Source organism: Candidatus Methylomirabilota bacterium, assembly GCA_036005065.1.
GTDB lineage: Bacteria > Methylomirabilota > Methylomirabilia > Rokubacteriales > DASRDR01 > DASYQW01.
Genome location: DASYQW010000092.1, coordinates 1 through 11,497, shown reverse-complemented (window position 1 = coordinate 11,497; position 11,497 = coordinate 1). Strand labels below are relative to the sequence as shown.

The 11,497-nt window shown below is 71.9% G+C and carries 10 protein-coding genes; all 10 read right to left on the bottom strand.

All coding sequences use genetic code 11. From position 1 onward, the window contains the following. On the bottom strand, positions 1-1,347 hold a 1,347-nt coding region (gene glnT, locus VGW35_06955), incomplete at its 3' end, for a type III glutamate--ammonia ligase (protein ID HEV8307392.1). Between the two features lie 48 nt (positions 1,348-1,395). After that, a complete protein-coding gene (locus VGW35_06950) occupies positions 1,396-2,610 on the bottom strand; it encodes an FAD-dependent oxidoreductase (GenBank protein HEV8307391.1) in 1,215 nt (404 codons plus the stop codon). Positions 2,611-2,683: 73 nt separating this feature from the next. Continuing rightward, on the bottom strand, positions 2,684-3,394 hold the full coding sequence (locus tag VGW35_06945; protein ID HEV8307390.1) for a hypothetical protein: 711 nt from the start codon (positions 3,392-3,394) through the stop codon (positions 2,684-2,686). 7 nt (positions 3,395-3,401) lie between these two features. Continuing rightward, positions 3,402-6,302: a 2Fe-2S iron-sulfur cluster-binding protein gene (locus VGW35_06940; GenBank protein ID HEV8307389.1), complete on the bottom strand. Its 2,901-nt coding sequence runs from the start codon at positions 6,300-6,302 to the stop codon at positions 3,402-3,404. 43 nt (positions 6,303-6,345) lie between these two features. Then, the gene (locus VGW35_06935; protein ID HEV8307388.1) at positions 6,346-6,648 is read right to left on the bottom strand and encodes a sarcosine oxidase subunit delta; all 303 of its coding nucleotides are present in this window, start codon (positions 6,646-6,648) and stop codon (positions 6,346-6,348) included. After that, complete coding sequence (locus tag VGW35_06930; protein ID HEV8307387.1) at positions 6,648-8,030, bottom strand: FMN-binding glutamate synthase family protein; 1,383 nt, start codon at positions 8,028-8,030, stop codon at positions 6,648-6,650. Before VGW35_06930 ends, VGW35_06935 begins: the two co-directional genes overlap by 1 nt. Next, positions 8,012-8,701, bottom strand: a complete 690-nt coding sequence (locus VGW35_06925) for a glutamate synthase (GenBank protein ID HEV8307386.1) — start codon at positions 8,699-8,701, stop codon at positions 8,012-8,014. The genes VGW35_06930 and VGW35_06925 overlap by 19 nt, the downstream gene beginning before the upstream one ends. Further along, a complete protein-coding gene (locus VGW35_06920; protein ID HEV8307385.1) occupies positions 8,698-9,663 on the bottom strand; it encodes a glutamine phosphoribosylpyrophosphate amidotransferase in 966 nt (321 codons plus the stop codon). Before VGW35_06920 ends, VGW35_06925 begins: the two co-directional genes overlap by 4 nt. Before the next feature lie 73 nt (positions 9,664-9,736). Further along, on the bottom strand, positions 9,737-10,444 hold the full coding sequence (locus VGW35_06915) for an ABC transporter ATP-binding protein (protein ID HEV8307384.1): 708 nt from the start codon (positions 10,442-10,444) through the stop codon (positions 9,737-9,739). Then, complete coding sequence (locus tag VGW35_06910; protein ID HEV8307383.1) at positions 10,437-11,222, bottom strand: ABC transporter ATP-binding protein; 786 nt, start codon at positions 11,220-11,222, stop codon at positions 10,437-10,439. Before VGW35_06910 ends, VGW35_06915 begins: the two co-directional genes overlap by 8 nt. Positions 11,223-11,497: the final 275 nt, after the last annotated feature.

Genomic DNA, 11,497 nt, shown 5'->3' with positions numbered 1-11,497 from the left:
GTAGCGGTCGAGCTCCCAGCGCGAGACCGTGTTGTGGTAACGGACCCACTCCTGGCGCTTGACCTTGAGGAACTCCTCGGCCAGCTCGGGGCCGAGCCCGCCCTGAATCACCGGATCCTCCTCGAAGGCGGCGATCGCCTCGGCCAGGCTCTGGGGGATGAGACCGATCTTGCCGCGCTTCACCTCGTCGGGCGTCAGCGTGTACATGTTCTTCCCGATATTGGGCTCGCCGGGGTCGAGCTTCCGCCGGATGCCGTCGAGGCCGGCCGCGATGAAGGCCGCCATGCCGAGATAGGGGTTCACCGACCCCGACACCAGCCGGCACTCGAACCGGCCGGGCTCGGGAATCCGGAACATCTGCGTCCGGTTGTTGTCGCCGTAGCTGATGAAGGCCGGCGTCCAGGTGAAGCCCGAGGTGACGCCGGTCAGGAACTCGCCGACCGACAGCCGCTTGTAGTCGTTCACGGTAGGGGCCACCACGGCGGTCAGGGCTCGGGCATGATGGATGGCGCCGCCCAGGAACTGGTAGGCCAGCTTGGACAGGCCGAGGCCGCGGGGGTCCTTGGGATCGAGGAAGAGGTTCTTCCGCCTCGCCGTGTCCCAGAGCGAGATGTGAAAGTGGGTACCGGAGCCGGTCAGGTGCGGGAACGGCTTCGGCATGTGAGTGGCGATGGCGCCGAAGCGCTTGGCGACCTGGCTCGTCATCATCTTGTAGAAGGTGACCCGGTCGGCCGTCGTGAGGGCGTCGGTGTACTTCCAGTTGATTTCGTACTGGGCCGTCCCGTCCTCGTGGTCCGAGGCGTACGGCTCCCACCCCAGCTCGTCCAGGTAGCCGACGAGCGTCCGGAGGTAGCCCATCGAGCCGGCCAGGCTCTTGAAGTCGTAGCAGGGCTTGTCCAGGGTATCGACGCCGTCGGGGTCGAACGGGACGATGGTGCCGTCCTCCCGGCGCCGGACCAGGAAGTGCTCCGCCTCGGCTCCCACCATCATGACGTATCCGTCGCGCCGCAGCTCCTCGGTCGCCCGGCGGAGCACCGTGCGAGGGCAGTAGGCCCAGGGCTTCCCGTCCACGGTGATGTCGCAGGCCAGGCGCGCCACCCCGGTCTCCCAGGGCACCGGGGTGTAGGAGGCGAGGTCCGGGACCGCGATCATGTCATGATCGTGCGGGCCCTGCCCCATCCCCGACACGGCCGCCCCCGCGAAGCCGGCCGACCCCTCCAGGAACAGCTCGAGCGCCCGGGCCGGCACGCCCTTGCAGCGGGGCGTCCCGTGGATGTCGACGTACTGGGCCAGGAGGTAGTCGACCTTGTCTTTCTTGACGCGCGATCGGATCTCGTCCGCCGTCATTGGACTCTCTCCTTCAGGTTTCACAGTGGGTCGCCGCTCGTGCACTGATCAGTGGGAGACCGCCGCCGCCGCCTTCTCGCCGACGAGACGGTCCTCCCAGAAGCGAGTGATCGAAAACGGCTGGAGGAGGTCGGGGGTCCGCCCGGTGGCCATCAGCTCGGCCATGCGGATCCCGGAGACCGGCCCGGCCTTGAAGCCGTAGGTCCCCCAGCCCACGTCGAGGTAGAAGCCCTTGACGCCCGGCACCTCGCCCATGATCGGCGAGTAGTCGGGCGTCATGTCGCAGATCCCGGCCCACTGGCGCAAGACACGCACGTCCTTGAGGCAGGGCAGCAGCTCGAGCGCGTGGTGGGCCGTCATCTCCAGGAAGGGGAGCGTCGACCGGTGGCTGTAGGAGGTGTAGGGGTCGATCTCGGAGCCGACGACACACTCGCCCCGGTCGGTCTGGCTCACGTAGACGTGAAGGTTGGAGGAGACGATGACCTTGTCGAGGAACGCCTTGAGCGGCTCGGTCACGAACGCCTGGAGCGGGTGGGTGGTGATCGGCAGCCGGAGCCCGACCATCCGGGCGATGGTCGAGCAGAACCCGGCGGTGGCGTTGAGGACGCGGCCGGTCTTGATGTCGCCGCCGGTGGTGCGCACGCCGGTCACCTGGCCGTTGGCGACGTCGATCCCGGTCACCTCCGTGAACGGATGGATGTGGACGCCGAACCGGTCGGCGCCCCGGGCGTACCCCCACACGACGGCGTCGTGACGGATGATCCCGCCGGGCGGGTGGTAGAGGGCGGCCAGGACCGGATACCGCGGGCGGTCGGAAACGTCCAGGGCCGGCACCAGCTTCTGGATCTCCTCGCGCCAGATGAGCCGGCTCCGCACGCCGCAGAGCTGGTTCACATCGGCGCGGACGCGCAGGCCCACGATCGCGCTGTCGGTGTGGGCCAGGGTGAGGTGGCCCTGCTGGGAAAACAGGACATTGTAACCGAGCCGGGCCGACAGCTCCTCGTAGAGCTTCACGGACTCGTCGTAGAAGGCGACCCCGTCCGGCGTCCGGTAGTTCGAGCGGATGATCGCCGTGTTCCGCCCGCTGGCGCCGGCGCCGATGTACGACTTCTCGAGCACCGCGACGTCGCGTATCCCGCGCTGGCCGAGGTAGTAGGCGGTGGCCAGCCCGTGCACGCCCCCGCCGATGATGACGATGTCGTACCGGTCGCGCAGCGGGCGCGCCGTCCACATCCGCGAGGTCCGGAAGAGCTGCAACATCATCGGAGGGGGCCTCGACGGCCCCCTCCGAGGGAGAGGTGCTCGGAGCATGCGCTGGACAACCCAGCCGTCCTCCTCACTCGGAGCCGTTCAGGAGGGCGCAGGCGGCGGCCCCGATCGGCGTGAGGCCGAGGTCGCGGCCGGCGTCGACGAGCGCCTCCCAGACGAACGCGCCACATTCGCGGGCGACGAGCGCGCGGAACGCCAGGGCCGGTGTCCGATCGAGCCGGATCAGGATCGCGGGAACCCGGGCCAGCTCCCCCTGAACGACCGCCAGCGCCGGGACGGCGCCCTCCGACAGGTCGACCGGGGCGACCTTGGCCAGGAGCCCGCCGACCCGCGGGCCGATCAGGTCCATGACGGCCAGCCCCGACGTGAGATCGGTGACGTGCGCGCAGCCGGCGCCGGCACTCTTGGCGAGCACTTCCCCCACCGCCGCCGCGTCGGCCAGCGGCGTGAGCACCAGCAGCTCGTCGTCCGCCAGCCGGCCGACCAGAACGCCCGCGCCGTTGATGCGGACGCGCGTGGCCGTCCCGACGGCCAGCCGGTCGACGCCGGCCGCCTTGGCCAGTACCGGCCCGAGCGCCTCCCCCCGCACCGTGAGCTTGCCGCACGCACTCGTGTCCGCCAGCCCGACCGCGGCCAGAGCCTCCGCCGCTTCCTGGCGGGCCGAGGTGTAGGCGTCGGGGACGCGCCAGTCGCCGTCATCCTTGAAGCGGGCGCCGAGGGCCACGTGCGCCCCGTACATCGCGCTGATCCGGATGGGCCTGAAGGTCGCGGGGCTCATGGACGGCTCACATCCGGAGGCGGGCGCCATCCGGGTCGTAGAAGGCCTTGGCCACGACCGTGGCCGTTCGCGTGCTGCCGTCGACCCGCACCTCGAACGTGCCCCCGTCGCGCGCGAGCTCCGGCGGCAGCCAGGCCATCCCGATCCCGCGGCCCAGGTGCGGGCTCCATTTCGAGCTGGTCACCCGGCCGATGGGCCGGCCATCGGCCACCACCGCCGCGCCTTCTCCGGGCAGCAGGCCGTCCCCGGCCAGGGTGAAACCCACCAGCCGTTGCCGGAACGCCCGCCCGCGGGCTTCCAAGAGCGCGTCGCGGCCGACGAAGTCCGGCTTGTCGAGCTTCACCGTCCAGGCCATGTCGGCTTCGAGCGGATTGGTGAGCGCGTCGGTGTCCTGGGTGACGATCACGTGCTGCTTCTCGAGCCGCAGGACCCGCTGGGCCTCGACGCCGAACGGGCGGACGCCGAGGGGTGCTCCGGCCTCCATCAGCGTGTCCCACAGGTACGCCCCGTAGTCCGACGGGAAGTGCACCTCGTAGCCGAGCTCACCGACGAAGCCGATCCGGAGCAGCAGGCTCGGCACGCCCGCCACGAGCCCCTGCTTCGCGCCCAGATAGGGAAACCCGGCCGCCGACACGTCGAGATCGGCCAGGGGCGCCAGCAGCTCGCGGGCGCGCGGCCCGGCGACGTTGATGGCGCCGAGCGCACCGGTGAGGTTCACGACGTGCGCACACTTCCCGCTGCCCGCCAGCCACCAGGTGAACCACTGCTCGATGGCCTCCACGCCGCCGGTCGTCGTGGTGACCAGGAAGTGGTCGTCGCCGAGCCGGGCCACCGTGCCGTCGTCGAGGATGATGCCGGCATCGTCGCACAGGATCCGGTAGCGGATGCGGCCCGTCTTGAGGTCGGAGAACCGACCCGGGTGGAGCCAGTCGAGGAAGGCCGCGGCGTCGGCCCCGCGCACCTCGAGCTTGCCGAGCGTGCTCACGTCGATCAGCGCGACGGCCTCGTGGACGGCCCGGCACTCCTCCTCCACCGTCGAGTAGACGAAGGGTCGCTTCCAGGCGCCCATGTCCATGGGGCTGGCGCCCAGCGCCTGGTGGCGGTCGTGCATGGGGGTGAGCTTCACCGGCTCGTGGAGGCGGGCGGCCAGCGCCCCGAGCGGCACCGGGACGGACGGCGGCCGCGCGGTGGTGGTGCCGGTCGCCTCGACCGTCCGGCCGGTCAGCGCCGCGCAGAGGTCGATGGAGGGCCGGTGGCACATCTTGCCCTGGCAGGGCCCCATCGTGACGGTGGTGTAGCGCTTGAGTGTCTCGATGTGATCGAAGCCCTCGGCGACCGCCTGCCGAAGATCCTTCTCGGTCACGTCCTCGCAGAGGCAGACGAACTTCTTGGCCCCCGCCCGCGGCGCACTGGCCAGGTAGCCGCGACTCACGGGGCGCCGGGTCGCCGCCGCCAGCGCCTCGGCGAGCTCGGCCACCCGCGCGGTCCCGCCACCGCCGGCGCCGTCGAGCGCGCGCGCGGCCTGCGCTCCCGCCAGCCGTCCCGACGCGAGCACCGCGGCGAGTCCCTCCACCCCGGTCACCTCGCCGGCCGCCAGGACTCCCGCCGGCAGTGCCGCGGGGACGAGCCGCCCGCGCGCGGTATCGTGGGTCAGTCGCCCGCCGGCCTGGCCGAGCAGTCCCGCCGCCGGCTCGAAGCCGGTCGCCACGCACACGAGGTCGCAGGCGACCTCGCGCGCTCCTTCGTCGCGGGCGGCGCCGCCCACCACCGCCGCCCGCACGCGGCCTCGGCCGCGGGCCTCGAGCACCGTCCGGCCGTTCTGGATCCGGACCCCGGCCTGGCGCAACGCGGCCGCGGTCTCCGACTCCGGCGTCGCCGGACGCGCGTCGAGGACGGCGGCCAGGCTCACCCCGGCCTCGAGGAGACTGCTCGCGACGTCGAGGCCGCGATCGTCGGCGGCGGCCACGACCGCCGCCGCGCCCGGCTGGACCCCGTAGAGGGCGATCAGGCGCTGGGCGCCCGAGCCGAGCATCACACCGGGCAGGTCGTTGTTCTGGAACACGAGCGGATGCTCGAACCCGCCGGTGGCGACGACGACCTGGCGCGCTCGCAGCTTCACGAAGCGCCGTCCCTGGAGCACGCCGAGGAGGCCGCCCTCGTAGAGGCCGAAGGCGGTCGCCTCGTTCAGGACCCGGATGCGCGACTCAGCCGCCACCTCGGCCGCCAGGGCGGCGGCGACCTCCCAGCCCGGCCGACCCCGGAACTCGCCGTCGAGGAGCGGCCGGGTCCGGACGAGGAGGCTCCCCCCGAGGCGCGGCTCGGCGTCGACGAGGACCACGAGAGCCCCCGCTCGCGCGGCCTCGAGCGCCGCCGCCATCCCCGCCGCCCCGCCGCCCGCCACCGCGACGTCGGCGAAGAGGTGCCCGCGCTCGTAGTGGCCGGGCGGCTCGTCCGGACAGGTCACCTGGCCCAGGCCGGCGAGGTGCTTCAAGACGTACTCGTACGCCGGCCACAGCCGGCGCGGGTGGATGAAGGTCTTGTAGTAGAAGCCGACCGGCAGGAGCCGGTCGAACCGGTCGAACACGGCGAACACGTCGTGCTCGAGCGAGGGCCAGGCGTGCTGGGCGGCCACGCGCATGCCGTCGCCGACGATCTCCGTGCAGGCGCGCACGTTCGGGACGCCATCGACGTTGACGAGGCAGTTCGGACACCGCCCGGCGCAGCAGAGGAGCCCGCGCGGGCGATGGTACTTGAAGCTCCGGCTCAGGATCCGGACGCCCGCCGCGTGGAGCGCCGCGCCCACGGTGTCGCCGGCGAAGGCCGGCACCGGGCGGCCGGCGAAGGTGAACGTGACCGGGCGGCCGCGGTCGGCGCGCTGGGCCGGATGGGGCGGCAGCCGCTCCGTCATCAGGGCTCCTTCGGACTGGCAGCGTGATCAGGCCCGGGCCGCATCAGGGCTCGGCCCCTTGGGGCGGCACCACCGCCTCCGCCGAGTCGGCCTCGCGCGGCGGCCAGAAGGTGCGGGCGACCTCGTTCGTGCGCGTGTCGCGGAGGGCCAGGAACCAGCGCCCGCATCCCATGCGGTGATACCACCATTCCTCGATGGGCCCGGCCGGGTTCTCGCGCAGGTAGAGGTAGTCCACCCAGACGGCTCGCGGCGAGTCGGGCCCCGGCCGCCGCGTTCGCGCGCCGCCCCAGCGGAACTCGTAGACGTCGCGCGGCCCGCACAGGGGACACGGAAGCAGGAAGGACATCAGCGCTTCTTCCCCTTGCCCCTCACCCCGACCTTGGCGGGCAGAGGGGATTCCGTCCGCTCCCGGCCGGGCACCCAGCGGGTGCCGACCAGCGGGATCCCGGTGATCGCGGAGGCTTCCAGCGTGAGGGCCCGCAGGTCCTCGGGCTCGAGGTCGTGGATGTCGGACTTGCCACAGGCCCGGGCCAGCATCTGGATCTCGAGGGTCATGGCATGGAGCAGGTTGGCGACGCGCTCGGCCGCCTCTTCGATCGGCAAGCGCTTCATCAGCTCCGGGTCCTGGGTGGTGACGCCGACCGGGCAGCGCCCGGTGTGGCAGTGGTGACAGTGATAGGGCTCGGTGCCGAGCGCGTGGTAGTCCTCGACGTAGAGCGGTCGGTTACAGTTGAGCGCGATGAGCGCCGCCGTCCCGATGTAGACGGCGTCGGCGCCCAGCGCGAGCGCCTTGGCGGCGTCCGCCCCCGATTTGATCCCGCCCGCGATGATGAGCTGGACCTGGCCGTAGAGGCCGAGCTCCTGGAGGGCCTCGCGCGCCTCGCAGACGGCGGCCAGGGTCGGGATCCCGGTGTGGTCCTGGAGGATCTCGGGCGAGGCCGCCGTCCCGCCCTCCATTCCGTCGACCACGACCACGTCGGCGCCGGCCTTGGCCGCGAGCTTCACGTCGTCGTAGACCCGGGTGGCGCCGAGCTTCACGAAGATCGGCACCTGCCAGTCGGTCGCCTCCCGGAGCTCCTCGATCTTGATGATCATGTCGTCCGGCCCCAGCCAGTCGGGATGGCGGGCGGGACTGCGCTGGTCCACGCCGGCCGGGAGCTCGCGGGCAGCGGCGATCTCGGCCGAGACCTTCGAGCCGAGGAGGACGCCGCCCGTCCCGGGCTTGGCCCCCTGCCCTACCGTGAGCTCGATGCCGTCAGCCGACCGGAGATGGTGGACGTTGATCCCGTACCGGCTCGGCAGCACCTCGTAGACCAGGACGCGGGCGTGCTCGCGCTCGGCCGGCAGCATCCCCCCGTCTCCGGTGGTGGTGGAGCTCCCGACGCGCCGGGCGCCCCGGGCCAGGGCGACCTTGGCGTTGTAGGAGAGCGCCCCCCAGCTCATCCCCGTGATCATGATGGGGATCTCCAGCTCGATGGGCCGCTTGGCGTGTCGCGAGCCGAGGACCGTGCGGGTGCTGCAGCGCTCGCGGTAGCCTTCGAGCGGGATCCGGGTCAGCGAGCACGTGAGGAAGGTGAGGTCGTCGAACGACGGGAGCGGCCGCGGCCGGATCGTCCCGAAGCCGCGAAACCGGTAGCGGCCGAGCTCCGCCTTGACCTGGATGTCCTCCATCACCTCCGGCGGGAAGACCTGGCTCGTCCGGAGGGGTTTCAGAACGCCGCCTTCCATACGTCCAGCTCCTTCTTGTCGTAGTTCCAGAGCTTTCGGCCCGAGACCACCTTGCGGAAGGCCTTGGGACCCGGAAGCCCGTACCGGGCGAGCGTCGCCTGGATCTCCCGCAGCTCGCCGGGGCTCGCGTCGGAGACGACGGCGTCGTTCCCGAGCTCGGCGATCCGGCCGCCGACGAAGACGACGCCTTCGTACATGGAGTCGGCCAGCGCCTCCCCGGCGTCCCCGCAGATGATGATGGTGCCCCGCTGCATCATGAAGCCCGTCATGTAGCCGGCGCGGCCGCCGATCACCAGGAGCCCGCCCTTCATCGCGATCCCGGCCCGGGCCGCCGCGTCTCCGCGGATCACGACGGTCCCGCCCCGGATGGAGGCCGCCGCGCCGTTGCCGGCGTTCCCCTCGACGACGACCTCACCCGACATGAGGCACTCGGCGACGCCCCAGCCCGCCGAGCCCCGGACCCTGAGCCGGATGCCGTCGCTCATCCCGCCGGCGTAGTAGCCGGCCGGGCCGTCGATGGTGATGGCCACGTCCCGGACGACCGCCACCGCGAGGTTGTGCCGCGCGCCGGGATGCCGCACGAGGATCTCGGGCTCGCCGTCCTCCACCAGGCGCCGGATCGCCTCGTTGATCTGCCGGACCGTCCTCCCCTGGCACTCGACGGTCTTCACGCCGCCCGCCTCCGGCTTCGCGCCCGGCGGGGGCGCGCGCCCAGGCGTGAGGCCGGATCCGGGACCTCCCACACCGCGACGGCCCGGCCGCCAGCCTCCCGAGCCTGGTAGCCCTCGGGGAGCGCCGCCTGCAGCGCGATCTCCTCGTTGGCGACGGCCACCGCGCGCTCGCTCTCGCTCACGATCAGCGGCTTCAGGCAGAAGGGGTCCTTGGCGAAGCCGAAGGCGTCGGCGGTGGCGGCCAGGTAGCTGAAGCTGCCGTCGAGGTCGCGGAGCGACGCTTCGAGGGCCTCCCGCAGGGAGAGCCCTTCGCCGAGCTTGCGCGCCAGATAGATCCCGATGATCTCGGAGTCGTTCTCCGTGTAGAAGCGGACGCCTTCCTGCTCGTAGACCCGGCGCAGCCGATGGTAGTTGGTGATGTGCCCGTTGTGGACGATCGCGAGGTCGGCGGTCCCGTGCGCCCAGAACGGCTGGGAGTGGGAGAGGTCCACCCGGCTCTCGGTAGAGAGGCGAGTATGGCCGAGCCCGTGGGTTCCCCTTCGCCGGGAGATGCCGAACTCCACCTCCAGGTTGGCCGGCGCCCCCACCTGCTTGACGATCTCGAGCCGCCGGCCGATCGAGACCACCTCGACGTCGGGGGCGATCGCCTCGATGGCCGCGCCCAGCTCCACCGGCTCCGCCTTGGCGACGACGAGCCGGAGGAGCGCGCCCTGCGTCTCCGTGGCCCCGACCCGCCCCTGCCGGGCGGCCTCCCGGAGGATCGCGGGCCGGCGCGCGAGCGCGTCCTCGCCCTCACCCATCTTCACGCGCACTACGAGCCCGTCGGCCGGCTCGCCCCACAGGGCGATCCCCGAGGAGTCCGGCCCCCGGCAGGCCAGCGCGTCCAGCATGCCGAGCAGGGTCGCCCCCAGGGGCCGCCCCGGCCTCCCGGCCTTGTCGAAGAAGCCGACGATGCCACACATGGAATGCTCCTTTTCCGTGAAACCGGATGCCGCGCTAGGATAATTCGTCGCTGCGATGACGGCAAGGGCCCGTCTACATCTCGCCGAGGTAGGCGCGCCGGATGCCTTCGCTCCGCAGGAGCTCGGCGGCCGGGCCGGCCATCACGATCTCGCCCGTGCGCAGGACGTAGCCGCGGTGGGCGATGGAGAGCGCCATGGCGGCGTTCTGCTCGACCATGAAGACGGTGACGCCGCTCCGGTTGATCTCCTGGATCAGCTCGAAGTTCCGCTCGACGAGCTGGGGGGAGAGTCCCATGGACGGCTCGTCCATCAGGATGAGCCGGGGGCGCGCCATCAGGGCCCGGCCCATGGCCAGCATCTGCTGCTCGCCGCCGGAGAGCGTGCCGGCTCGCTGGCCGAGGCGCTCGCGCAGCCGAGGGAACAGCGCGAGGACGCGCTCGAGGTCGGCCTGCACTGCCCCCCGATCGGCTCGGACGAACGCGCCCATCTCCAGGTTCTCCAGGATCGTCATGCGGGGAAAGACACGCCGGTTCTCGGGGACGATGGCCAGTCCCATGGCGATCCGCTCCGCCGTCCGGGCCGCGTTGATGACGCGCCCCTCGAACTCGACGGTGCCGGCGGCGGGCCGGACCGCGCCGAGGATCGTCTTCATCGTGGTGGACTTCCCCGAGGCGTTCCCGCCGAGGAGACAGACGATCTCGCCGTGATCCACCCGGAGGCTCACCCCCCGCAGGACCTGGATGCGGCCGTAATAGGTGTCGACGTCCCGGAGGCTAAGCACGGCCGGCCACCTTCCCGAGGTAGGCCTCGACGACCGCGGGGTCGCGCGCCACCGCCTCCGGGCGGCCTTCCGCGATCCGTTCGCCGTAGTTGAGCGCGATGACCCGATCGGCCGCCTGCATGACGACCCGCATGTCGTGCTCGATCAGGAGCACGGTCACCCCGCGCTCGCGGATCGCGCGGATGACGCCCGTCATCTCCGCCTTCTCGCTCGGGTTCATGCCGGCCGTCGGCTCGTCGAGCAGGAGGAGGCGCGGGCGGGTGGCCAGGGCCCGCGAGATCTCGAGGCGCCGCCGGTTCGCGTAGGAGAGGCTCCGGGCCGGCCAAGCGCGGCGCGGCAGCAGGCGCTCGCCGAACAGCCCCAGCAGCTCCTCGGCTCGGCCCGTCGCCTCGCGCTCCTCGGCGACGACCCAGGCCGGCCGGAAGATCGCCCCCAGGACGCCGGCTCGCCGGCGGCAGTGCAAGCCCACCAGCACGTTCTCCAGCACGGTCAGGTTCGGGAAGACCCGCAGCGTCTGGAACGTCCGCGAGATACCGCGCTCGGCGATCTCGTGCGGGTCCAGCGCGACGAGATCGACCGGCGGCGCGCCGAAGAGAATCCGGCCGCTGGTGAGTGGATAGAGCCCGGTCATGCAGTTGAACAGGGTCGTCTTGCCGGAGCCGTTGGGGCCGATGAGGCCCAGGATCTCCCCCTCCCGGATCGCGAACGACAGCTGCGAGAGCGCGTGGAGCCCCCCGAAGGTCTTGGTGGCGCGATCGACGGTGAGAAGCTCGGCCATGGCTAGATCCTCGGGGGGGTCTCGGAAGACCCCCCCGATGCCCCCCCGTCCGTTGCGGCGGCGAAGCCGCCGCTCGGAAGCTGTCCGCAGCCAATCATTCTCGGGCCCATGCTTCCCATCCGTCCAACAGCCCCTAGCCCGTATTATGCGTGAACCGGCGTTTTGCCTGGCGTCCACGCCCGTCACGGCCTTGTAGAGCGCGAATGAGCCCACTCCGAATGGTCGGGCGGCGAGGAATCGCCGCCACGCAAGGGGCGAACCGCTGGGGAGCGCTC